A 23803-nucleotide genomic window follows, 5' to 3' on the forward strand; every position below is an offset into this window, starting at 1 on the left:
GCGCGTCTTGCGGGTGGTTAATCGGACAAGCACTCTGAACGCAAAGTCAGAGGGAGCAGCCATGGCATTCACTGTATACGGGGCGGTGCGCAGCCGCACCTTCCGCGTCCTGTGGATGCTTGAAGAACTGGACGCCGCCTTCCTTCACATCCCGATGGCGCCGCGATCGGACGAGGTGCGGGCCCTGACACCCTCGGGCAAGATCCCGGTGCTGGAGGTGGACGGCATCTGCCTGCGCGACAGTTCGGCGATCCTGACTTACCTCGCGGACACCCATGGCCGTTTCACCTTTCCCGCAGGCAGCCACGAGCGTGCGCGGCAGGACGCCTTCACCTTCCGGATCCTCGACGAGATCGAAGCGCCGCTCTGGTGCGCCGCGCGGCACAGTTTCGTCCTGCCCGAACCGGCGCGTGTGCCCGAGATCAAACCGTCCTGTCGGGCGGACTATGCCGTTGCGGTCGCCTGTCTCTTCGCCGAGGTGGAGGGACCCTTCCTGATGGGGGACGAGATGACCGTGCCCGACTTCATCCTCGGACACTGTGGCGGCTGGGCAAGGTCGGCGAACTTTCCCGATCCGCCGCAAGCCTTCGCGGACTACCTCGATCGCCTGCGCGACCGGCCGGCGTTCCAGAAGGCGTTGGGGTAGGGTGGCGCATAGCCCCACCCTACGGACTCGAAGCGCCGAAACGGTTGCCCGCACCTAGCCGACCGGGCCGACGTGCGCGCCCGGCCAGGGGCGGGCGGACCTGTAGGGCGGAGATTCTCCGCTTTGCCCCGATCCAACCTGCACTGCCCGGGCGTTCAGCCCTTGTCGGTCACGTTCTCCTTGAACGCCTTCTCGAAGGCGGCTTGCTTGCCCGCGTCGGCCTCCGTCTGGTTCAGGGCTTTCCACTCGCCATAGGGCATTCCGTAGAAAATCTCCCGCGCCTCTGCCTGGTCAATGTCCATGCCCTTTTCCTGCGCGGCCTCCATGTACCAACGGCTGAGGCAGTTGCGGCAGAAGCCGGCGAGGTTCATCAGGTCGATGTTCTGCACGTCCTGACGGTCTTCCATCAGGTGCTTGCGCAGGCGACGGAAGGCCGCCGCTTCCAGCTCGGTCCGGGTTGCGTCATCCATGTCGTCTCTCCTCTTGTCGCTCGTCTTGTCATCGGGGCCACTGGACCGCGGCCTTAATCTGATACTTTTTCCAGCGCCGAGACCAGCATCGGCGCCAGGCGTTTCCCCCAAATCACCTGCGCGGCCTCGTCGCGGATAAGGTCTTGGCGGATCTCGATCAGCGTGTTCGCCCGCCCGTGCCTCAGCGCGTGCAGGTCGATGGCGTCGCCGGGCAGGTGGCCGGGGTAGGGCTCGTTGCGGCCAACGACGAGATCCGGCTCCACCTCCAGCCGCTCGATCAGCGGATCGGACAGGCGCGCGTCCCAGGCGTGCAGGATGCCCACATGCCAGGGCCGGGGCCGGCGACCCCGCAGGCGCGGGGTGAACGAATGGATTGCCACGATCACCGTGTCGTCCCGCCGCGCCGCCAATCCTTCCAGCGCGTCGTGGTAGGGTTGCCAGTAGGCCGCAATGCGCCGCGCTTTCTCGGCGGCGTCCGCGTGGCGGTTCCCGGGGATGATCGTCCCGTCATAGAGCTTCATCAGCAGGGTCGGGTCGTCGGCGCCGCGGTTCGGGTCGATCACCAGCCGCGAAAAGTTCGCCATGACCACCGGCGCGCCTAGTTCCACCGCCAGCGCCCGCGACACGCCCGCCGCGCCCACGTCGTAGGCGATGTGCCGGGCCATGTCCTCGTCCGGCAAGCCCAGCGTCCCGCCCAGGTCCGGCGGCACGCGGTTCGTGGCATGATCGCAGGTGATCAGAAAGCGGCTCTGGCGCTCTGCCCCTTCCATCATGAATGGTGTGTATGTCATGGTCAGGTCACCTCCGGCCAGCTACACATAGAGGCCCTTGCGGGGAATGAAAATGTGCGACATCTCGTTGCACAAGCCCCGCACTTAGGCGATAAAGCAGGCGTGTTAGCGGTAACTCAGTCGAGTTCGCGCATGCGGCCGTGGCAGGGTCGGCACCAAGGACGCGGCAGACCCGGACCGGGCGCCGGGTGAACAGGACGGGACAGGACGACAAGGAAAGGTCTACCGCCATGAAACGCGACCGCAACGTCAAGATCGTGGCCACGCTCGGCCCCGCATCCTCGACCTACGAAATGATCAGGGCCCTGCATGAGGCAGGCGCAGACGTGTTCCGGCTCAACATGTCCCACGGCACCCACGAGGAAATCGAAGAGCGTCACCGCATCATTCGCAAGGTGGAGCAGGACCTCGACAGCCCCATCGCCATCCTAGCCGACCTGCAGGGACCGAAGCTGCGCGTCGGCGAATTCGCCAACGGGTCCGAAGAACTTGAGTGGGGGCAGGAGTTCCGGCTCGACCTCGACGATACGCCGGGCGATTCGAGGCGCGTGCAGCTTCCGCACCCGGAAATCTTCGAGGCGCTTGAACCCGGTTCGCACCTTCTGGTCAATGACGGCAAGATCCGCCTCAAGGTCTCTGAATGCACCGACGATCATGCCAATTGCATCGTCGAAGCGGGAGGCACCATCTCCAACCGCAAGGGCGTGAACGTTCCCGACGTGGTGCTGCCGCTGGCGGCGCTGTCGGACAAGGACAAGCGCGATCTGGAATTCGTCTGTTCGCTCGGGATCGAGTGGCTGGCGCTGTCCTTCGTGCAGCGCGCCCGCGACGTGCAGGAGGCGCGCGACCTCGCCAACGGTCGTGCCGCCCTCATCGCCAAGATCGAAAAGCCCGCCGCCGTGCGGGACTTCGACGCGATCCTCGAAGTGTCCGACGGAATCATGGTGGCGCGCGGCGACCTCGGTGTCGAATTGCCCGTCCACTCCGTCCCGCCGATTCAGAAGCGGCTCGTGCGGAAGTGCCGTGCAAAGGCGCGCCCGGTGATCGTCGCCACGCAGATGCTCGAATCGATGATCGAATCGCCGATGCCCACGCGGGCCGAGGTTTCGGACGTCTCCGGCGCGATCTACGAAGGCACCGATGCGATCATGCTCTCGGCCGAATCCGCGGCCGGCCAATACCCGATCGAGGCGGTGACAACCATGAACAACGTCGCCGTGTCGGTCGAGAGCGACCCGACCTACCGCGACATCATCGAGGCGTCCCGCCATGCCGACCGCCGGACGGTGGCCGATGGCATCGTCGCCGCCGCGCGCGAGATCGCGGAGACGACCGACATCAAGGCGATCTGCTGCTTCACTTCTTCCGGCAACACCGCGGGGCTGGTGTCGCGCGAACGGCCCCGTGTGCCGATCATCGCATTGACCAACCGTCGCGGCACCGCGCGCCGCCTGTCCCTGAACTGGGGCACGCAATGCGTGATGACGGGCGAGCTTGAGCGGTTCAAACAGGCCGTGGTCAACGCCGCCCGCGCTGCGCGCGCGCAAGGCTACGCCACGGAGGACGACCAGATCGTGGTGACCGCCGGTGTGCCGTTCAACACCTCCGGCACGACCAACATCCTGCGCGTCGCACCCTGCAACGAACGGTTGATCTATTCCACCGATCCGGAGTGATCCGGCGAACGGGGCGCGCCATGGGTGCGCCCCGGCCCCTTGGCGCGTCTATGCCCGCAGGCCCAAACCCATACGGCGCCGGATTTGACCCGGGCGTCCCGGTGACGCACTGTGGCCCCGACAGGCGGAGGCCCGAATGACGCTCGATCCGAAGACCGCGCTCGTGATGGGCATGTTGCTGGTGGTGCTTTCGCTGCCGGCGCTGATCTCAGCCTGGACGGACCGCCGCGCGCCGGTCGTGGGCACGATCCTTCTTTTTGGCGGCTGCGCGCTTGGAACCTGGGCCTGGCGCGCGCAAGAGGGCGGGTTCCGGCTCGACCAGATCCCCGACATCGTCTACGGCGTCATCGGGCAGGTGATCGGATAGCCCTGCGCGCCGCGCGCAACGCACAGGCCCCCTTGCCAAAATCGACATGTCCCTCTATAGGGCGCCCTTCAACCGCGCGGCCGGCCTTCTTTGGCATGCCGAGTCGCGTCAACAACGGCGGCCCGAACGCAAGCGAGGGCGCTCTTTGAAGAGGAACCGAAATGCCCAAGATGAAGACCAAGTCGAGCGCCAAGAAGCGCTTCAAGGTGAGCGCGACCGGAAAGGTCATCGCTGGCCAGGCCGGCAAGCGCCACGGCATGATCAAGCGCCACAAGAAATTCATCCGCGACGCGCGCGGCACGACCACGCTGTCGGCCCCCGACGCCAAGATCGTCAAGGGCTACATGCCCTACGATCGCTAACCGCTAGCCAGGAGGATCAGATATGCCCCGAGTCAAAGGCGGTACCGTCACACACGCGCGCCACAAGAAGATCACCAACCAGGCCAAAGGTTACTACGGCCGCCGCAAGAACACCTTCAAGGTGGCGGCACAGGCGGTTGACAAGGCGAACCAGTATGCAACCCGCGACCGTAAGAACCGCAAGCGCCAGTTCCGCGCGCTGTGGATCCAGCGGATCAACGCCGCTGTTCGCCTGAACGACGAAACGCTGACCTACTCGCGCTTCATCAACGGCCTGTCCAAAGCCGGTATCGAAGTGGACCGCAAGGTGCTGGCGGATCTCGCCGTGCACGAACCGGACGCCTTCGCCGCGATTGTAGAGCAGGCCAAGGGCGCGCTGGCCGCGTAAGCTGCCCACCCTCAGGTCTTGAACAGGAACGGCCGTCGGATCTCCGGCGGCCGTTTGCTTTTGTACTTGCCGTGCGGCTGGCGGTCGTCAGCCCCCGCCATCCTTCGCCCGCTCTGCTCTCAGTGTGTCTGCCAGCAGCCTGGCGATCCGGGCAGACCCGGTCGGAGACGGATGGATCTTGTCCCACGCGAACAGCGACAGATCCGATGAGGGCATGACATTTGCAAGGTCGACCAGCACAACGCCCGCATCGCGCGCCGCCATCCGCGACAGCCGCGCCTCGTATTCGAGATAGGGCCCGACGCAGATCGTGCCGGCGTAGCGCGGGGCGGTGTAATAATCCGCCCAGATGACCTTGCTGCCTTTGCCGCGCAGTCCCGCGATCAGGTCCGGCACCGCGCCGGTCCGCCCGTCCTCGGACACCAGAACGTCGAGCACCGCTTCGCACCGGGTGCAGCCGCAGTCCTCACGCAGGTCGTTGGCGCCCCCGTCGAGAACGATCCACTCCGGGGACAGGCGCGCGACCTGTGACGGTATGCTCAGCGGTCCCACGCCTTTCGTGACACGGGCGAGCGACGTCGCCACGTCGCCAACCGGTTCCCGCAGGAAGGCGGACATGTTGTCCGCCACCGACCCGCCGCTGTTGCGGTTCCAGGCCATGACCGAATCGCCCGCGACGACGATCCGCGCGCCGGGCGGCACGGTGCGCCCACAGGCTGCCAGCGCAAGGCATATCAATAGTCCGACAAGTCGCATCGCGATCCTCCCTCGCGGGGCAACCTGACACGAAACCCGTGCGCTTCAAGTGGTCCCGTCCGGACAACACGGGGCCGTTTCATGGCAGCCGGAACACGTTTCCCGGCCCTGCCGTCGCGCTCCGGCCTTGTTTCCCCCGGCGTCCCTCGGTACTCAGCACGCGCACACGCGGGAGCCATGACATGGACGATCTGAGAAACAAGTATCTCGACCTCATCTCGAAGGCGGCCGAAGAAGGCGCGCTCGAGGACCTGCGCGTCGCCGCTGTCGGCAAGAAGGGCGAGATCAGCCTGAAGATGCGCGAGCTGGGCAAGATGTCCCCCGAAGAACGCCAGACCGCCGGTCCGGCGCTCAACGCGCTGAAGGACGAGATCAACACCGCGCTGGCCGCCAAGAAGGCCGCGCTGGCCGATGCGGCGCTGGACGAACGGCTGAAGACCGAATGGCTGGACGTGACCCTGCCGGTGCGTCCGCAGCGCGCGGGCTCGATCCACCCGATCAGCCAGGTGACGGAAGAGATCACCGCGATCTTCGCCGACATGGGCTTTGCCGTGGCCGAAGGCCCGCAGATCGACACCGACTGGTACAACTTCGACGCGCTGAACATCCCCGGACACCACCCCGCGCGGGCCGAGATGGACACGTTCTACATGCACCGCGAAGAGGGCGACAACCGCCCGCCGCACGTGCTGCGCACCCACACCTCGCCGGTGCAGATCCGTCACATGGAAAAACACGGCGCGCCCTGCCGGATCATCGCGCCGGGCCGCGTTTACCGCGCCGACTACGACCAGACCCACACGCCGATGTTCCACCAGATCGAGGGCCTCGCCATCGACCGGGACATCTCCATGGCGAACCTCAAGTGGGTGCTGGAGGAGTTCTTCTCCGCCTTCTTCGAGATCGACGGCATCAAGACCCGTTTCCGCGCCTCGCACTTCCCCTTCACCGAACCGTCGGCCGAGGTCGACATCCAGTGTTCGTGGGAGGACGGCCAGCTCAAGATCGGGCAGGGCGACGGCTGGCTTGAGGTCCTGGGTTCGGGCATGGTGCACCCGCACGTTCTGCGCTCCGGCGGCGTGGACCCGGACGAATGGCAGGGCTTCGCCTTCGGCATGGGCATCGACCGGATCGCCATGCTGAAATACGGCATCCCCGACCTCCGCGCCTTCTTCGACAGCGACCTCCGCTGGCTCCGCCACTACGGCTTCGCCTCGCTGGACGTGCCGACCCTGCACGGCGGGCTGTCCCGCTGATCTGAGATGCGGCTTTTCGTTGCCATTGGTCTTGGCGCAGTCTGGTTGCAGGTGCCGCCCTTCCGGGGGCGGTATCGCCTGAGACGCCCGTTGCAGTGAGTATTTGCAAAGCAGAGAAGCACAGGGTCGCCCTTCCCCTCCCATCGGGGCTGCGGTAAGGGAGGCCGGACGTATTTTCTGATCGGGGCCCGGCACATGAAATTCACCCTCTCCTGGCTGAAAGAGCATCTCGACACCACCGCCTCTGTCGACGAGATCGCGGAGACGCTGACCGATCTCGGGCTTGAGGTCGAGGAGGTCGTCGATCCCGCGTCCCGCCTGAAGGCCTTTACCCTCGCCAAGGTGGTCCACGCCGAGCAGCACCCGGACGCCGACCGGCTGCGGGTCTGCAAGGTGATGACCGACGAGGGCGAGAAGCAGATCGTCTGCGGTGCGCCGAACGCACGCGAAGGTATAACCGTCGTGCTGGCGAAACCCGGCGACTACGTGCCCGGCATCGACACCACGCTGTCTGTCGGCAACATCCGGGGCGTCGAGAGCCACGGCATGATGGCCTCCGAGCGCGAGCTGGAGCTGTCGGACGAGCACACGGGCATCATCGAGCTGCCCTCCGGCGAGGTTGGCCAGACGTTCACCGATTGGCTGGCGCAGAACGACCCGGCGAAGGTCGACCCGATGATCGAGATCGCCATCACGCCGAACCGGCAGGACGCGCTGGGGGTGCATGGCATCGCCCGCGACCTGGCAGCGCGCGGCCTGGGCAAACTGAAGCCGCTGAAGCAAGAGCACGTCGCGGGCCAGTATCCCTGTCCGATCTCCGTCACCATCGACGCGGACTCCGCCACCGACGGTTGCGAGATCTTCGCGGGCCGGCTCATTCGCGGTGTGCAGAACGCGCCCTCGCCGAAGTGGCTGCACGACCGCCTGCGCGCCATCGGTCTGCGCCCGATCTCGGCTCTGGTGGATGTGACCAACTTCTTCACCCATGACCGGAACCGCCCGCTGCATGTCTTCGATGCCGACAAGGTTCAGGGCGGCGCGCTGCGCATCCACCGCACCGAGGGGGGCGAGACGCTCACGGGCCTCGACGAAAAGACTTACACCTTCGGCCCCGGGCAGGTGGTGATTTCCGATGCGGCGGGCATCGAGTCGATCGGCGGGATCATGGGCGGGTTGTCGACCGGCTGCACGCAGGAGACGGTGAATGTCTTCCTTGAGGCCGCCGTCTGGGACCGCATCCAGATCGCCCACACCGGCCGCGCCCTCAAGATCAACTCCGACGCGCGCTACCGCAACGAACGCGGCATCGACCCGGCCTACAACATGCAGGCAATCGAGGATGCAACGCAGATGATCCTCGACCTGTGCGGCGGCGAGCCGTCCGAGGTGGTGGTCGCGGGCCGCGTACCGGATACCGCGCGCGCCTATCGGCTGGACCCGGCGCGCGTCGTGTCCCTTGTCGGGATGGAGATCCCGGAAAGCGAGCAGCGCCAGACCCTGACCCGCCTGGGCTTCCGCATGGAGGGCAACATGGCCCATGTGCCGTCCTGGCGCCCGGATGTGCAGGGCGAGGCCGACCTGGTGGAAGAAGTGGCCCGCGTCGCCTCCCTGACGAAACTCAAGGGCAAGCCGCTGGCCAGGGTGCCGGGCGTGCAGAGGCCGATCCTCTCGCCGCTTCAGAAGCGCGAGCAACTGGCGCGGCGGACGGCAGCGGCGCTCGGCTACAACGAGTGCGTGACCTACAGCTTCATCGATTCCGAGGCCGCGGGGCTGTTCGGTGGCGGCGACGATGCGACGATGCTGGCCAATCCGATCAGCAGTGACATGAGCCACATGCGTCCGCAGCTCCTGCCGGGATTGCTGCGCGCTGCCGCCCGCAACCAAGCGCGCGGTTTTGCCGACGTGGCGCTGTTCGAGGTCGGCCATGCCTTCCACGGCGGCGAGCCGGGAGAGCAGGCGTTGATGGTTTCCGGCCTTCTGGTCGGGCGGACCGGGCCGAAGGACGTGCATGGTGCGTCCCGCCCTGTCGACGTCTACGATGCCAAGGCGGATGCAGAGGCGGTGCTGGCCGCGATGAGCGCGCCTGCCAAGGTGCAGATCCTGCGCGGCGCCGAGGGCTGGTGGCACCCGGGCCGTCACGGCAAGCTTTGCCTCGGTCCGAAGAAGGTTTTGGGCGTCTTCGGCGAACTGCACCCGCGGGTGTTGTCGGCGATGGACGTGAAGGGACCGGCCGTGGCCTTCACGCTCTATCCGGCGGAAGTGCCGCTGCCGCGCAAGGCCGGGGCGACCCGTCCGGCGCTTGCACTGAACGACCTGCAGGCGGTGGAGCGCGACTTTGCCTTTGTCGTGGATCGCGACGTGGAGGCGCTGATGTTGGTCAACGCGGCGCAGGGGGCCGACAAGGCCCTGATCTCGGACGTGCGCGTCTTCGACGAGTTCATCGGCGGCGCGCTGGGGGAGGGCAAGAAGTCCCTCGCCATCACCGTGCGCCTTCAGCCCACGGATGCGACGCTTAAAGAAAAGGACATCGAGGCGGTTGCGGCAAAGATCGTCGAGAAGGTGACAAAGGCCACGGGCGGCGTACTGCGGGGCTGACCCCTGACCGCACAGCTGGCGAAACATGAGGTAGGGTGGAGTTAACTCCACCCTGCTTTGCGTTTCGCCGGGCGCATAGAGTGGCGCGCGATCTCCACGACGGGGCGACGTTGATCCGGTTTCCCATGCCGTGCTCGATGAGGCATCCGTTGCCCCGGCCCTGACCCTTGTCGCCCGCGTGGCGCGAAATCGAGCGCCGCTACCTGGGAGATCCCGGTGCCCGTCGTTGTTCACACGGAAGGCGGTGCAACGGCAGCCCCATCACAGAAACCGCAGAGCGTTCCCGCGCATCACCCGGCGGACAATTCGTCGAAGGCGGCCATTGCCTTGCCCGCGTACATCAGGCCCGGTCCACCCGACATCTGGATCGCGGTCCCCAGGGCCTCCGCCACTTCTTCCCGTGAACAGCCCGCCCGCAGGCAGGCGCCCGCGTGGCTGATGATGCAGTCCTCGCAACGCAGCGCGACAGCGATGCCAAGGGCGATCAATTCCTTTTCCTTGTGCGACAGCGCGCCATCGCGTGAGGCCGCCTGCTCCATCTGGACGAAGCCCGCGAAGGTGTCGGGGATTGACCGGCGCAAAGTACGCAGGTTGTTGCGCGTTTCGGCGGACTTTTCGGTGAAAGACATATCTGACTCCTGAGATGTGTATCCGCTCCTGATGACCACGCAGGTCGCGCCGCCGCCTTGATCCGGATCATGTTCGCGCCCATCCGGAAAGACACCTGCGACTGGCGTTATTGGGGGATCGGCAGAAGGCCCGCCACGACCGTCCGCATCCACGCCTTTGGCCCGGGAGCCATTTCACCGCTTCTTGCACAGGGGAACGCGAGACGCTTGGAACAGGGGCGCCGACCACGTCCGGTGGATCGCCGAAGATCCGGCTGATCCAGACACCGCCGCCGTTCTCCCGGTGCACCGAGCGTCAAGGACCACAGCGAAGGGACAGTCGTCAGGCGTGCCCGCCCCGCCCGCTGGCGACGTCCAGCGCCTGCGCCAGTTGCCGGGCGAAGTTCGCCGCCGCGACCGGCAGCGTCCTTTGCCGCATCTGCGCGAGGTACAGCACCCCCGCCGGCACGTCCCGCGTGTCGATGGGCCGGGACACCACCGGCCCCGAATCGTCCATCGGCAGGCCGATGGGGATCTGGAACGTGACCATCAACTCCGGCCCGGGATAGCAGCGCAGGAACTCGAAGCTGTCGGATTCGATCCCCGGCACGATCTGAACGGCGGACCGGCGCATCGCGATATCCAGGAGGTAGCGCACGCCGAACTCCTCGCTTGGCATCCCCACCGGGAAGGTCGAGAGATCCGACAGACGGATCACCTTCTTCGCCGCCAGCGGGTGTTCGTGCGACATGACCGCGTGCACCGGCTGCGGCGCGGTCGCCAGCACCTGCACGTCCGACAGGCGTACCGGTTCGAAGACCAGCGCGATGTCGGCCTCGTGCGCGACCAGCGCCCGTTCGGCGCGGTAACGGTCGCGCAGGTTGACCTCGAAGGTCACCAGCGGGTGCTCCGCCCGGTAATTGTTGATCTCGCGCGGCATGAAGTAGGGCAGCAGGGCCTGGCTGCACGCCACCTTGACATGGCCGCGCCGCTCTCCCTTCAGGTCCGAAATCTGCGAGCGCAGCCGGTCGAGGTCTGCGCGCTGGGTCCTGACATGCTGGATCAGCAGTTCCCCCGCCGTGGACAGGCGCACGCCGCGTGGCAGCCGCTCGAAGACCGGTGCGCCCAACTCCTCCTCCAGCGCCAGCAGGCGCCGGTTCAGGGCCGTCGACGTGATCGAAAGCGACTCCGCCGCGCCGCGTATGGACCCGGCCCGGTTGATCGCTTCGATAAATTCCAGGGTTTCCAGATGCTTCATGATGACCGGTGCGTTTTCTGCATCGCAATGAGGCGAACTTAGCAGCAGACAGCACCGCAGCATAGCTTAACCTTAACGTCAACGCGACCCGGATGCCACCGGGCCACAGCAGAGAGGGACAATAGAATGACCAGTTTCCTGACACGCCGCCGCTTCCTGTCGACGACGGCAGGCATGGCCGGGGCGACGGCGCTCGGCGGGCTTGCCATGCCGGCGCGTGCGGCGGGTGGCCTGACCGTCGGCTTCATCTACGTCGGTCCCCGCGACGACTACGGCTACAACCAGGCCCACGCCGAGGCCGCCGCCGTCATCAAGGGCATGGAAGGCGTCACCGTCATCGAAGAGGAAAACGTCGCCGAGACGCAGGACGTGCAACAGACCATGGAGTCGATGATCAACTTCGACGGGGCGACGCTGCTGTTTCCGACGTCCTTCGGTTACTTCAACCCGCACATCCTGACCGTGGCGCCGAACTACCCGGACGTGCGGTTCGAGCACTGCGGCGGCCTCTGGTCCGAGGGGATGCCGGAGAACACCGGCTCCTACTTCGGTTACATCGGAATGGGCCAGTACCTGAACGGCATCGCGGCGGGCCACGCCACGAAGACCAAGAAGATCGGTTTCGTCGCGGCCAAGCCGATTCCTCAGGTCCTGCTCAACATCAACTCCTTCCTGCTGGGCGCCCGGTCCGTCGATCCGGAGATCACCTGCCAGGTCATCTTCACCGGCGAATGGTCGATGGCCGTGAAGGAGGCAGAGGCGACCAACGCGCTGGCCGATGCCGGCGCGGATGTCATCACCTGCCACGTCGACGGCCCGAAAGTGGTGATGGAGACAGCCGCCGCGCGCGACTGCTTCATCTGCGGTTACCATGCCAACCAGTCGGAGCTTGCGCCCGAGAAGTACCTGACCGGGGCCGAGTGGAACTGGGCGACCGTCTACACAGACATGGTGCAGAAGACGATGGCGGGCGAACCCATTGACAACTTCGTCCGGGGCGGGCTGGCGGAAGGCTTCATCAAGATGTCGCCGCTTGGCCCCGCCGTGTCGGACGCCGCGCGCGCGCAATTCGAGGACACGCACGCCAAGATCATGTCCGGCGGCTTTGCCGTCATCAACGGTCCGCTTATGGACAACACCGGCAACGAGATCGCCCCCGCGGGCACCTCCTACGAAGAAACCGACGTGGCGCTGGAATCGATGAACTACCTCGTCGAGGGCGTCATCGGGTCGACCTCGTAAGATGTCGGTCGGGGCGGAGATGACCGGCCCGGTCCGCGACATGCGGGCCTGGCTGGTGCCGCTGGCAGGACGGGTCGAGGGCCTGATACTGCCCGTCGCGGCGCTGCTGACAGGGTTCGCGGTCTTCGGGCTGTTCCTGCTGCTTCTGGGCAAGAACCCGGTGGAGTTCTACCAGCTCGTCTACAAGGCGGGCTTCGGCACGGCCTTCTCGTGGACGAACACCCTGTCGCGGGCCGCCCCGCTGCTGTTCGCGGCGCTCTGCGTCGCCATCCCCGCGCGGCTCGGGCTGGTGGTGATCGGCGGGGAAGGGGCCATCGTATTGGGCGGCGTGATGACCGGCGGCCTCGCGGCTGCGCTGGCCGGGTGGCCCGCGCTCATCGCCATGCCGCTGCTGGCCCTCATGGCCGCCGCAACCGGCGGCGTGTGGATCGGCCTTGTCGGCGCCCTGCGCCAGTGGCGCGGCGTGAACGAAACCATCGCCTCGCTCCTCATGGCCTACATCGCCATCGCCCTGATGAACCACCTTGTCGAAGGGCCGCTGCGCGATCCCGCCTCGCTCAACAAGCCTTCCACCGCGCCCCTGGCCGAGACACTCAGGGTCGGCGACCTGCCGGGGTGGAACGTGCACTGGGGGCTCGCCGTGGGCGTGGTCTGCTGCATCCTGGCCTGGGTGCTGATCGAGCGTACGACGCTGGGCTTTTCGGCCCGGATCGCCGGGGGCAACGTCCGCGCCGCACAGGTGCAGGGCCTGCCGGTGGGCAAACTGGTGATCGGCTTCACCGCGCTCGGCGGCGCCTGTGCCGGTCTTGCGGGCTACTTCGAGGTCTCGGCGGTGCACGGATCGGCCAATGCCTCGCTGGCGGCGGGCTACGGTTACACCGGCATCCTCGTGGCCTTTCTCGCCCGTCACAACCCGCTGGCCATCATCCCGGTGGCGCTGCTGCTTGCCGGGTTCGAGGCGTCCTCCGGCCTCGTGCAGCGGCGCATGGATCTGCCCGATGCCACCATGCTCGTGCTGCAGGGCTTCGTCTTCGTGGCGATCCTCGCATCCGAAACCTTCACCGGCCGCATCAACCTGATCGGATGGCTCACGAAAGGAGACCGGACATGAATGGCGACATCGGCCTCTGGGCCGTTCCCCTCGCGATGCTGGGCGGAGCGATCCGCGTGTCGACGCCCTTCCTGTTCGTGTCGCTGGGCGAGGTCATCACCGAGCGGTCGGGCCGCATCAATCTCGGGCTGGAAGGCACGCTCGTCTTCGGGGCCATGGCGGGCTACGCGCTGGCCTACCTCACCGGCTCTGCCTGGGTGGGGGTGCTGGCTGCGGCGCTGGCTGGGTCGGTCTTCGGCCTGATCCACGGGCTCCTGTGCTCCCTGCCGAAGGTCAACGACATCGCCATCGGCATCGCACTGATGCTGCTGGGCACCGGGCTCGCGTTCTTCTTCGGCAAACCCTACATCCAGCCGGTCGCCCCGGATCTGCCCGCGATCGACCTCGGCTGGTGGTCCGACCTGCCGCAGGTGCAGGCCGCGCTGAAGGTCAACGTGCTGTTCATCGCGGGTGCCGTACTGGCCGTGGCGCTGGCGTGGATGCTGAAGAAAACCCGCATCGGCCTGACGCTCCGCGTGGTGGGCGACAGCTCGGACGCGGCCCGCGCCCTGGGCATCAGCCCGTCGAAGGTCCGCATCCTCGCCACCGCCTTCGGTGGCGCGCTGGCGGGCATCGGCGGGGCGTACCTGTCGCTCTTCTACCCCGGCTCGTGGAACGAGGGCATCTCGTCGGGGCAGGGCCTGATCGCCGTGGCGCTGGTGATCTTCGCCCGCTGGTCGCCGGTCTGGTGCTTCTTCGCGGCGCTGCTGTTCGGCGCGGCGGGCGCGCTTGGCCCGGCGCTGCAATCCATCGGCATCACCTCGGGCTACTACCTCTCCTACGCCGCGCCCTTCGTACTGACGCTGATCGTCCTGATCCTGTCGTCATCGAAATCCGGCGCGCTGACCGGCGCCCCGCGCGAACTGTCCATCACCAAGTAAACGGAGACCCACAGATGAACGTCATGACCGAAACGCCCGTGGGCACGACCATCGACTCCGCGCCTTATGCCTGGCCGTGGAACGGCGACCTGCGGCCCGACAACACCGCGCTCATCATCATCGACATGCAGACGGATTTCTGCGGGGTGGGCGGCTACGTCGACAGCATGGGATACGACATCTCGCTGACCCGCGCACCCATCCAGCCGATCCAGTCTGTGCTGAAGGCCTTCCGCGACAAGGGCTACATGGTGATCCACACGCGCGAGGGTCACCGGCCCGACCTGTCGGACCTGCCCGACAACAAGCGCTGGCGGTCCCGGCAGATCGGCGCGGGCATCGGCGATCCCGGCCCCTGCGGGCGCATCCTGACACGCGGCGAACCGGGGTGGGAGATCATCGGCGAACTGACCCCGGAACCGGGAGAGGTCATCGTCGACAAGCCGGGCAAAGGCTGCTTCTGCGCCACCGACCTTGAGATGATCCTGCGGCTGCGCGGCATCGACAACATCGTCCTGACCGGCATCACCACGGATGTCTGCGTGCACACGACCATGCGCGAGGCCAACGACCGCGGCTTCGAATGCGTCATGCTGACCGACTGTTGTGCCGCAACCGATCCGGCGAACCACGCCGCCGCGATCCACATGATCCACATGCAGGGCGGCGTCTTTGGCGCCACCGCGACCTCCGACGCGCTGTTGAAGGTGCTGCCATGAAGATGTCGTCGCTCGACCGGATCCCCACCGCCCCCATCGCCAAACCGCAGGGCACCGGCGCCATCGGGATCGAGACGGTCGGCATGACCATGCGCTTCGGCAATTTCACGGCGCTCGACAATGTGTCGATCCGTGTGAAGCCGGGCAGCTTCCACGCGCTGCTGGGCGAAAACGGCGCGGGCAAGTCGACCCTCGTCAAATGCATCATGGGGTTCTACCACGCCACCTCCGGCAACCTTCTGATCGACGGTTTCGACGGCGATGTGGCCGATCCGAAGGACGCCCACGCCAAGGGGCTGGGCATGGTCTACCAGCACTTCACGCTGGTTCCGGCGCTGACAGTGGCGGAAAACCTCGTCATCAGCCGGGCCGACGTGCCCGCGGTCATCGACTGGCAAAAGGAGATGCGCGACTTGTCTGCCTTCATGGATGCGATGCCGTTCCGCGTTCCCCTTGCGGAACCCGTGCATCGTCTTGCGGCGGGCGAGAAGCAGAAGCTGGAAATCCTCAAGCAACTGTATCTCGGCCGCCGCTTCCTGATCCTGGACGAGCCCACCTCCGTCCTGACGCCCGACGAGGCGGACGAGGTGCTGGGCCATGTCCGCAAGCTGTGCGAGGCCGGGACGCTCTCGGTCCTGATGATCTCGCACAAGTTCCGCGAGGTGACCGCCTTTGCCGACGAAGTCTCTGTCCTCAGGCGTGGCAAATATACCGGCGGCGGCATAGTGAAGGACCTCAGCCACGCCGACATGGCCGCGATGATGATGGGCGACGCAAAGCCTGCCGACGCCGCCCCGCGCGCGAAAACCAGTGGCGAGACGGTTCTGGCGCTCGACGGCATCCGCGCGACCGACCGCTCCGGCCTGGGGCAGATCGCCATCGACGGGCTGAAGGTCCGCGCGGGCGAAGTCGTCGGCATCGCGGGCATCTCCGGCAACGGCCAGATGGAGCTCATGGAAATCCTCACCGGCCAGCGCACACCCTCGGCGGGCACGATGACGGTGCACGGCGTCCCCTACGGCGCCACCCGGGCCGAAGAACGCCGCCTGAAGGTCCGCTACCTGCCCGAAGAGCCGCTGCAGAACGCCTGCGCGCCGCGCATGACAGTGGCCGAGAACATCGGTTTCCGGTCGTTCGAGACGGGCCGCGACAGGCCGCGCTTCTGGCTTGCCCCGCGCGCCATGAAGCAGAAGGCCGACCGTCTCGTGGCTGAGTACAAGGTCAAGTGCGCCTCCATCGAAAGCCCCATCGCGGCGCTTTCGGGCGGCAACGTGCAGCGTGCCGTGCTGGCCCGCGAACTGGACGGAGACGTGGACCTGCTGGTGATCTCCAACCCCTGTTTCGGGCTGGACTTCACCGCCGTGGCCGAGATCCGGTCGCGCATCATGACCGCCCGCAACGGTGGGGCGGCGGTGCTTCTGATGAGCGAAGACCTCGACGAGATCCTCGAACTGGCCGACCGCGTGCTGGTCATGTCCGAGGGCGCGCTGGTCTACGAATGCACCGCCGCCGAAGCGGACGTGCCCACCATCGGTCATCACATGGGAGGTCACGCATGAGGATCGCCGCACAGCCCTTTCCGCTGGACCTCGACCCCGCGACCGCCGCGCTGATCGTGATCGACATGCAGCGCGACTTCATCGAACCGGGTGGGTTCGGCGCCTCGCTGGGCAACGACGTGACCCGGCTTCAAGCCATCGTGCCCGCGACCGCCCGGCTGATCGACGGGTGCCGCAAGGCCGGCATCCCGGTGATCCACACCCGTGAATGCCACAAGCCCGATCTGTCGGACTGCCCGCCCGCCAAGCGTCTGCGCGGGGCGCCTTCGCTCCGGATCGGGGACGCGGGGCCGATGGGCCGCGTCCTCATCGCCGGAGAGCCGGGGGCCGAGATCGTCCCGGACCTCGCGCCGATCCCCGGCGAGAAGGTCATCGACAAACCGGGGAAGGGGGCTTTCTACGCCACCGACCTCGGACCCTACCTCGCCTGTCTCGGAACGAAGACCCTGATCTTCGCCGGTGTCACGACGGAGGTCTGTGTCCAGACCACCATGCGCGAGGCCAACGACCGTGGTTTCGACGGCCTGCTGGCCGAGGACGCAACCGAAAGCTACTTCCCCGAATTCAAGCAGGCCGCGCTGCAGATGATCCGCGCGCAGGGCGCCATTGTCGGCTGGACGGCACCGGTGGCCACGATCCTCACGGCGCTGGACATGGCCGATGCCTGAGACACTGTCCATTGCGGCCCTCACCGCTGGAAGCTGGCGCACCATGACCTTCGCCCCGTTCCGCGACGGGATCGAGATGTGCACCATCGCCGAAGGCTCTCCCCAGGTCGCGCTCCTGCGCTACGAGCCCGGTGCCGCCGCGCCCCGCCACAGGCACAGCGGCATGGAAACCGTGCTGGTTCTGGACGGCAGCCAGAGCGACGAGAACGGGCACTACCCCACGGGCAGCCTCGTGCTGAACCCCGAAGGCAGCGTGCATACCGTGCGCTCGGACGAAGGCTGCGTCGTGCTGATCCAGTGGACGAAGCCGGTGGAATTTCTGGAAGGTGACTGACCTATGAACGTGATGACGCATCAGGCGCCCGACCTGCGGATCGGCGCGCTGCACGACCTCTATGCCGCGGGCACCACGCCCGACACGGTGATCGCCGCCGTCTATGCCCGGATCGCCGAGGTCGGCGACCCCGGCATCTTCATCGCGCTGCGCGACCGGGCCGAGGTCGTGGCAGAAGCCATGGCCCTGCCGCCCTTCGACCCGGAGGCCTATCCGCTTTGGGGGGTGCCCTTCGCCGTGAAGGACAACATCGACGTCGAGGGCCTGCCCACCACAGCCGCCTGTCCCGCCTTCGCCTACGAACCCGCCGAGGACGCCTTTGTCGTCGCCCGCCTGCGTGCCGCCGGGGCGCTGGTGATCGGCAAGACCAACCTCGACCAGTTCGCCACGGGCCTCGTCGGGATGCGCTCTCCCTACGCCGTGCCGTTCAATGCCGTCGATCCGGAGATCGTCCCGGGCGGCTCCTCCTCCGGGTCTGCCGTGGCCGTGGCGCAGGGCATCGTCAGCTTCGCGCTGGGCACCGACACCGCCGGATCGGGGCGGGTGCCTGCCGCGCTCAACAACATCGTCGGATTCAAACCCTCGCTCGGGCTGCTCAGCGCCACCGGCATGGTGCCCGCCTGCCGGACGCTCGACACGATCTCCATCTTCTCGGCAGGGGTGGCGGACGGCTGGCGGGCGTTGCAGGTTGCCGCCGGCTACGATGCCGCCGACGCCTATTCCCGCGACCTGCCCGCGCCCGCGCTCGACACGCGCGAGACACTGACCGTTGCGATCCCGGACGCGGCCTCGGCAAAGTTCTTCGACGACACCCTGCAGGCAGAAGCCTTCGCCGCTGCCACCGCGCGGCTGATGGACATGGGCGTGACTGTCGAGGAAATCGACCTGACGCCGTTCTACGACGTGGCGCAGATGTTGTACTCGGGCGCATGGGTGGCCGAACGCAAGGCCGCGATGGAAGACATCATGGCGGTCGAACCCGACGTTGTGCACCCGGTCACACGGGCCATCGTTTCGGCTGCCGACCGGCTCACCGCCGTTGACGCCTTTCGGGGGTTCTACCGCCTCGCCGACCTGCGTCGCGCGGTCCAGCCGGTGCTCGAACGCTACGACATGCTGATCGTGCCCACCGTGCCGACCTTCTACACCCGCGCCGATCTGGAGGCCGACCCGGTCGAGCCCAACTCCCGTTTCGGCACCTACACCAACTTCGTCAACCTCTTGGACATGTGCGGCCTTGCCGTGCCCACCAGGCCGCGCAGCGACGGGCGTCCCGGCAGCCTCACCCTGCTGGCCGCTTCGGGCAGGGACGGGCTTCTGGCGGCGCTGGCCGCCCGGATCGAGACGGATGCCGCTGTCACGCCCGGCAACGGTCTTGCCATCCCCATGCCCTTGCCGCTTCCGACGTGCGCCCGGAACGAAACCGTGATTGCGGCCGTGGGGGCGCATATGTCCGGCCTACCGCTCAATGGCGAGCTGACCCGCCTCGGCGCCCGCTGCCTCGGCCCCGCCCGGACCAGCGCGGACTACCGTCTGTTCCAGCTGCCCGGGCGCGGTGTGCCGAAGCCGGGCCTCCTGTGGGTGAACCGTGGCGGCAAGGCGATCGAGATCGAGCTCTGGGCTGTGCCCACCGCCGCTGTCGGCGCCTTCATGGCCGGTATCCCTTCTCCCCTGTCCATCGGCACGCTGACGCTGGAGGACGAACAAACCTGCAAGGGTTTCCTGGTCGAGGCGGCGGCGGTCGAGGGCGCAGAGGACATCACCGCGTTCGGCGGCTGGCGGGCCTTCCTTCACTCCCTCACGCCCACCCCAGCCTGAGTGCGGAAAGGCGCGCCTGTCCCGGGCGCGCCTTTGGAGACCGACGTGGCCTGTGTCGCCGCGTGTCCCGGCCCACGAAAAAGGCGCCCTCCGGGGGCGCCTTTCCCGTCCATGATGACAATGTCAGCCCAGCAAACGCCGCGCGATGACCTGCGCCTGAATTTCCGCCGCGCCCTCGAAGATGTTGAGGATGCGGGCGTCGCACAGGATGCGCGACACGGTGTATTCCAGCGCGAAACCGTTCCCGCCGTGGATCTGCAGCGCGTTGTCCGCTGCGGCCCAGGCGACACGCGCGCCCAGCAGCTTCGCCATCCCGGCCTCAAGGTCGCAGCGCCGGCCCTCGTCTTTCTCCCGCGCCGAGAAATACGTCAGTTGCCGTGCGATCATCACCTCGACCGCCATCATCGCCAACTTGCCCGACACGCGCGGGAACTTGATCAGCGCCTTGCCGAACTGCTTGCGGTCCAGCGCGTAGCGCATGCCCACGTCCAGCGCCGCTTGCGCCACGCCGATGGCCCGCGCCGCCGTCTGGATGCGCGCCGATTCGAACGTCTCCATCAGCTGCTTGAAGCCGTTGCCCTCGACGCCGCCCAGCAGGTTCTCGCCCTTGACCTTGAAGTTGTCGAAGCCCAGCTCGTACTCTTTCATGCCCCGGTAACCCAGCACCTCGATCTCGCCGCCGGTCATGCCCTCGGTGGGGAAGGGTGCCTCGTCGGTGCCCGGCGTCTTTTCGGCGATGAACATCGACAGACCCTTGTAGTTGTCCGTCGACGGATCTGTGCGCGCCAGTAGCGTCATGATGTGGGTCCGGGCGGCGTGGGTGATCCACGTCTTGTTGCCGGTGACCCGGTAGTCGCCGTTCTCGTCCTTCACCGCCCGCGTCCGGAGCGATCCGAGGTCGGACCCGGTGTTCGGCTCGGTGAAGACGGCGGTGGGCAGCACTTCGCCCGAGGCGAGCTTTGGCAGCCACTTCGCCTTCTGCTCCTCCGTGCCGCCCGCGATGATCAACTCTGCGGCGATCTCGGACCGGGTGCCGAGCGAGCCGACGCCGATATACCCGCGCGACAGCTCCTCCGACACCACGCACATCGACGCCTTGGACAGGCCGAAGCCGCCGTGCTCTTCGGGGATGGTCAGGCCGAAGACGCCCATCTCCGACAGTTCCTCGATGACCTCCATCGGGATCAGCTCGTCCTTCAGGTGCCATTCGTGGGCAAAGGGCTCCACCTTGTCGACGGCGTACCGGCGGAACTGCTCGCGGATCATCTCCAGCTCTTCGTCGAGACCGCTGCGGCCGACCGTGATTTCGGCCGAGCGTTCCTCCATCAGTTCCACCAACCGGGTCCGCGCGGCCTGGCTGTTGGCATTCAGCGTCAAAGTGACGATGGCCTCGCTGGCCAGCGGCGCGGCTTCGGCGGGGGTCACGCCCAGGTTGGCAAGGCGCACCATCTCGCCCTGGTTCATCTGGATGCCGCCCATGATCTGCGCGAGGTACTCGCCAAAGGCGATCTGGTGCAGCAGTTGCTCGACCTCTCCGAAGGTCCCTTCGGCTGTCAGCTTCTCTGCCCAGCCCTGCATCTGGCGCAGCGACTCGAGGTAGGTGGCGAACCACGCGAGGCCGTGTGCAGCGGTCTGGTTGTCCTCCACCGCGCGGGCCGATACGCGACCGTCCACGCTGACCAATTCGCGCACGCGCGCGCGTGCGGCCTCGAACACCTGTTCCACCGGGGCTACCGCCGCGCCGGTCAGGCTCAGAAGGTCGGGCAGGATCACGCGGCCCTGGCCCAGGTCTTGTCCATCATGCGCCATTTCTCGTCTCCTTGTCGTCGTTTTCGGTCGCCGGACGCGACGTGTTCGGGTTGTGAATTCGATTGCGACGGTCCTAAACAGTTTGCACCTGCAGCGCAACAAAAATACCAAGGGACGCCACGCAGTGTTCAATTCTTGCGCAGACGTTTGTTGCGGCGGGCCCCGGACGCCCGTGCTATCAGCGCATCATGACCGCTTTGCTGCCCGATCTCGCCCTGCCTGTCCTGCTGGCCGCCATAGCCATCGGATTCGTGGCGGGCGTCGTCAAGGGAATGGTCGGTTTCGCCATGCCGATGATCATGATCTCCGGCCTGACCAGCCTGCTGCCACCGGAACTGGCGCTCGCCGGTCTGATCCTGCCGACACTCGTCACCAACGGCATGCAGGCCCTCCGGCAGGGGGCAGGCGCCGCGTGGCAGTCGCTCAAGCGGTTCCGGCTGTTCCTGGCGGTCGGACTGGTGTTCCTGCTGGGGTCCGCACAACTGGTGGCGGTCTTGCCGGTGCAGTGGCTGCTGCTGGCAATCGGCCTGCCGATCTCCGTCTTCGCCATGCTGCAACTGGCCGGATGGCAACTGAAGCTCGCCCCCGGCACGCGCCCCGGGCTCGAAGCCGGGATCGGCGCCTTCGCGGGGTTCATCGGCGGGCTGTCCGGCGTCTGGGGGCCGCCGACTGTGGCCTACCTGACCGCCATCGGCACCGAGAAGACCGAGCAGATGCGCGTTCAGGGCGTGATCTACGGTCTGGGTGCGGTGGCGCTGACCATTGCGCACATCGGGTCGGGCGTGCTGAACGAACGGTCGGTCTGGTTCTCGGCCTTGCTGCTGCCCACCGCCGTCTGCGGCATGTGGATCGGCAACCGCATCCAGGACCGCATCGACCAGCGCGCCTTCCGCCGCGCCACGCTGGCCGTGCTGCTGGTGGCGGGTCTGAACCTGATCCGTCGCGCCATGATGGGCTGACCGCCCGCCACCGCTGCGCTAGACTCCCGTCCATGACCACGCTGACCGATCACGTCACGGCGCTTGTCGATGCGGAACTGGCGATGCACCCAAAGGCCACACGGGCCGACCGGATGCTGCTGGACGATTTCCGCCGCCTGCGCGCCCGCCATGTGCCGATCACCGTGACCGCGCCGGGTGGCGCCACCACGACCTGCATCATGGTCACCCGCTCGAACGGCGCCTACACGATGGTGTGGCTTCCGGAGGCAGAGCTCTTCTCGCTCTGCGTCGACTCGTTCTTCGGACCGGTGGACATCGGCGTGCATGGGTCGGCGCTGGCCTGCTTTTCCTCGGTCTGACGACCGGGAAATCTTGCCCCCCCGCCGCGTCCGCTTGGCAAAGTCCCGCAGCGCTGTACGGATAACTGCGGCTCTCCCGGGAATTTCGGCGTGCTATATCCGTCCGTCGCCAGATGGCCGTGAATTGCGCCCTTCGGATATATCCACAGGCGCGACAGGGCTTTCGGATTGCGGCACGCTGTCTTGTGCTGCACCGGCGGGAATGGTGTGTTACATGGCGCCGAGTCCGGCGGTCGAAGCCTTTCGCGCCGCGGAGCTCTGACACAGATATGCCATTCGAGACGAAAACGCGCGCCGCGCGTCGCGGCAGATGCCGACGATGGTCCGCAGCGCCGGACAGACGGGTGACACGGCCTTTGCCCGCATGGCCGATCTCATGGACGGCAGGAGTGCCCGCTCTGTCCTGGACATGCGAAAGCGGATCGCTTTGGCTGCGCCATTGTTCACTGTCGGTCTACTATGGAAATCCCTACTGGACTTAATTCCCAGCATTCGATTCAATATCAACCAATGGTTGGGTCGATTTCCAGCAGTGGGAATAATTCTCGATTTAGCCGTTGCCATTGTGAATTAAACCGGGGTCTTACGCCGTCAGGGAATTGGCCATAATTTTGCCTTTTTTGCGCGACAGGCGGGGGCGAATCGGTCTTAATTCGGATCACCAACTTATTTTTGGAGGTTACTAATGAAGATCAAAACGTTCCTTGGCGCTGCCGCTTTTGCAATTTCCGCTATGGCCACCGCAGCGTCCGCAGGCCACCAATCCCATGACGGCCCGATGGATCTGGTTACGCCGGCCTGCGACCGGTATGGCAGCGGTCTTGCCGTCTATGACGTGTGCTTCACCGGGGGCGATCCCTATGTTCAGGGCCACTATTCCTCTCTGGCCTGCAAGGACCCCTACAAGGGCACGCGCTTTGTCTGGAAAAAGCCCTTCCTGGGCAAGGGCCGCTACGTCCTGACCTGCACCTACAACTGATCTGTCCCGCACGGACCAACGCGCGCGCCCCGGCATTTCCGGGGCGCGTTGCGTTCAGGCCGACGCTTTCGCGCAACGAACCCAGACCGGCCGGAGGATCTGCCGCCTCCGGTCACATCGGCTGCTGTGCCCGTCGCGCAACGGGCATTCGCTGGGGCAGAGTGCACATCG

24 protein-coding genes are annotated in these 23803 nt (G+C 66.6%); 18 read left to right on the top strand and 6 right to left on the bottom strand.

What is annotated here, in order from left to right; translation table 11 throughout:
* The first annotated feature begins 61 nt into the window (after positions 1-61).
* A complete protein-coding gene (locus tag ABFK29_RS04620) occupies positions 62-646 on the top strand; it encodes a glutathione S-transferase family protein (protein ID WP_005855119.1) in 585 nt (194 codons plus the stop codon).
* A 155-nt stretch (positions 647-801) separates the two neighbouring features.
* Here ABFK29_RS04620 and ABFK29_RS04625 read toward each other — a convergent pair whose 3' ends face one another.
* Both ABFK29_RS04625 and ABFK29_RS04630 read right to left on the bottom strand, forming a co-directional pair.
* Positions 802-1116: a DUF1244 domain-containing protein gene (locus ABFK29_RS04625; protein WP_005855121.1), complete on the bottom strand. Its 315-nt coding sequence runs from the start codon at positions 1114-1116 to the stop codon at positions 802-804.
* A 53-nt stretch (positions 1117-1169) separates the two neighbouring features.
* Positions 1170-1907, bottom strand: coding sequence for an N-formylglutamate amidohydrolase (locus ABFK29_RS04630; RefSeq protein WP_005855123.1), 738 nt, complete (start codon positions 1905-1907; stop codon positions 1170-1172).
* Between the two features lie 230 nt (positions 1908-2137).
* Here ABFK29_RS04630 and pyk point away from each other — a divergent pair, with 230 nt between their 5' ends.
* The 4 genes from pyk to rplT all read left to right on the top strand — a co-directional run bounded on the left by pyk (position 2138) and on the right by rplT (position 4700).
* Positions 2138-3583, top strand: a complete 1446-nt coding sequence (pyk, locus tag ABFK29_RS04635) for a pyruvate kinase (RefSeq protein WP_005855125.1) — start codon at positions 2138-2140, stop codon at positions 3581-3583.
* A 136-nt stretch (positions 3584-3719) separates the two neighbouring features.
* Entirely contained in the window at positions 3720-3950 is a 231-nt protein-coding gene (locus tag ABFK29_RS04640; RefSeq protein ID WP_005855127.1) for a hypothetical protein, read from the top strand.
* Between the two features lie 161 nt (positions 3951-4111).
* Positions 4112-4312 (top strand): 50S ribosomal protein L35, encoded by a 201-nt coding sequence (gene rpmI, locus ABFK29_RS04645; protein WP_005855129.1) that lies wholly within the window; start codon positions 4112-4114, stop codon positions 4310-4312.
* A 22-nt stretch (positions 4313-4334) separates the two neighbouring features.
* Complete coding sequence (gene rplT, locus ABFK29_RS04650) at positions 4335-4700, top strand: 50S ribosomal protein L20 (RefSeq protein WP_005855131.1); 366 nt, start codon at positions 4335-4337, stop codon at positions 4698-4700.
* An 87-nt stretch (positions 4701-4787) separates the two neighbouring features.
* Here the strand turns inward: rplT and ABFK29_RS04655 are convergent, their stop codons facing one another.
* Positions 4788-5456 carry an SGNH/GDSL hydrolase family protein gene (locus ABFK29_RS04655; RefSeq protein WP_040604034.1) on the bottom strand — a complete coding sequence of 223 codons (669 nt, stop codon included), beginning with the start codon at positions 5454-5456 and terminating at the stop codon, positions 4788-4790.
* 182 nt (positions 5457-5638) lie between these two features.
* On the opposite strand from ABFK29_RS04655, the gene pheS reads away from it, so the two are divergent.
* A complete protein-coding gene (gene pheS / locus ABFK29_RS04660) occupies positions 5639-6712 on the top strand; it encodes a phenylalanine--tRNA ligase subunit alpha (protein ID WP_005855135.1) in 1074 nt (357 codons plus the stop codon).
* 195 nt (positions 6713-6907) lie between these two features.
* Positions 6908-9307: a phenylalanine--tRNA ligase subunit beta gene (pheT, locus tag ABFK29_RS04665; protein WP_005855137.1), complete on the top strand. Its 2400-nt coding sequence runs from the start codon at positions 6908-6910 to the stop codon at positions 9305-9307.
* 290 nt (positions 9308-9597) lie between these two features.
* On the opposite strand, the gene ABFK29_RS04670 is transcribed toward pheT, so the two are convergent.
* Together ABFK29_RS04670 and ABFK29_RS04675 are read right to left on the bottom strand one after the other, a co-directional pair.
* A complete protein-coding gene (locus tag ABFK29_RS04670; protein ID WP_005855139.1) occupies positions 9598-9936 on the bottom strand; it encodes a carboxymuconolactone decarboxylase family protein in 339 nt (112 codons plus the stop codon).
* A gap of 322 nt (positions 9937-10258) precedes the next feature.
* Entirely contained in the window at positions 10259-11173 is a 915-nt protein-coding gene (locus ABFK29_RS04675) for a LysR family transcriptional regulator (RefSeq protein ID WP_005855141.1), read from the bottom strand.
* A gap of 126 nt (positions 11174-11299) precedes the next feature.
* Between ABFK29_RS04675 and ABFK29_RS04680 the strand changes: the two genes are divergently transcribed.
* Genes ABFK29_RS04680 through atzF form a run of 8 tightly spaced genes read left to right on the top strand, consistent with a single transcriptional unit; the run spans position 11300 to position 19544 of the window.
* Positions 11300-12415 (top strand): BMP family ABC transporter substrate-binding protein, encoded by a 1116-nt coding sequence (locus tag ABFK29_RS04680; RefSeq protein WP_005855143.1) that lies wholly within the window; start codon positions 11300-11302, stop codon positions 12413-12415.
* Positions 12416-12434: 19 nt separating this feature from the next.
* Positions 12435-13526, top strand: coding sequence for an ABC transporter permease (locus ABFK29_RS04685; protein ID WP_198135674.1), 1092 nt, complete (start codon positions 12435-12437; stop codon positions 13524-13526).
* Positions 13523-14446 (top strand): ABC transporter permease, encoded by a 924-nt coding sequence (locus ABFK29_RS04690; RefSeq protein WP_005855147.1) that lies wholly within the window; start codon positions 13523-13525, stop codon positions 14444-14446. Before ABFK29_RS04685 ends, ABFK29_RS04690 begins: the two co-directional genes overlap by 4 nt.
* A 14-nt stretch (positions 14447-14460) precedes the next feature.
* On the top strand, positions 14461-15165 hold the full coding sequence (biuH, locus tag ABFK29_RS04695) for a biuret amidohydrolase (protein ID WP_005855149.1): 705 nt from the start codon (positions 14461-14463) through the stop codon (positions 15163-15165).
* On the top strand, positions 15162-16724 hold the full coding sequence (locus ABFK29_RS04700; RefSeq protein WP_005855150.1) for an ABC transporter ATP-binding protein: 1563 nt from the start codon (positions 15162-15164) through the stop codon (positions 16722-16724). Before biuH ends, ABFK29_RS04700 begins: the two co-directional genes overlap by 4 nt.
* Positions 16721-17392: a cysteine hydrolase family protein gene (locus ABFK29_RS04705; RefSeq protein WP_005855152.1), complete on the top strand. Its 672-nt coding sequence runs from the start codon at positions 16721-16723 to the stop codon at positions 17390-17392. The genes ABFK29_RS04700 and ABFK29_RS04705 overlap by 4 nt, the downstream gene beginning before the upstream one ends.
* Positions 17385-17726, top strand: coding sequence for a cupin domain-containing protein (locus tag ABFK29_RS04710; RefSeq protein WP_005855154.1), 342 nt, complete (start codon positions 17385-17387; stop codon positions 17724-17726). Before ABFK29_RS04705 ends, ABFK29_RS04710 begins: the two co-directional genes overlap by 8 nt.
* Positions 17727-17729: 3 nt before the next feature.
* Positions 17730-19544 carry an allophanate hydrolase gene (gene atzF / locus ABFK29_RS04715; protein ID WP_005855156.1) on the top strand — a complete coding sequence of 605 codons (1815 nt, stop codon included), beginning with the start codon at positions 17730-17732 and terminating at the stop codon, positions 19542-19544.
* Between the two features lie 123 nt (positions 19545-19667).
* Here the strand turns inward: atzF and ABFK29_RS04720 are convergent, their stop codons facing one another.
* Entirely contained in the window at positions 19668-21353 is a 1686-nt protein-coding gene (locus ABFK29_RS04720; RefSeq protein WP_005855158.1) for an acyl-CoA dehydrogenase family protein, read from the bottom strand.
* A gap of 188 nt (positions 21354-21541) precedes the next feature.
* Here ABFK29_RS04720 and ABFK29_RS04725 point away from each other — a divergent pair, with 188 nt between their 5' ends.
* The 3 genes from ABFK29_RS04725 to ABFK29_RS04735 all read left to right on the top strand — a co-directional run bounded on the left by ABFK29_RS04725 (position 21542) and on the right by ABFK29_RS04735 (position 23632).
* Positions 21542-22312 carry a sulfite exporter TauE/SafE family protein gene (locus ABFK29_RS04725; protein ID WP_005855160.1) on the top strand — a complete coding sequence of 257 codons (771 nt, stop codon included), beginning with the start codon at positions 21542-21544 and terminating at the stop codon, positions 22310-22312.
* A gap of 32 nt (positions 22313-22344) precedes the next feature.
* Positions 22345-22653, top strand: coding sequence for a hypothetical protein (locus ABFK29_RS04730; protein ID WP_005855161.1), 309 nt, complete (start codon positions 22345-22347; stop codon positions 22651-22653).
* 685 nt (positions 22654-23338) lie between these two features.
* Positions 23339-23632, top strand: coding sequence for a hypothetical protein (locus ABFK29_RS04735; protein WP_005855165.1), 294 nt, complete (start codon positions 23339-23341; stop codon positions 23630-23632).
* Positions 23633-23803: the final 171 nt, after the last annotated feature.

It is taken from the genome of Sagittula stellata E-37, from assembly GCF_039724765.1.
Taxonomy (GTDB): domain Bacteria; phylum Pseudomonadota; class Alphaproteobacteria; order Rhodobacterales; family Rhodobacteraceae; genus Sagittula; species Sagittula stellata.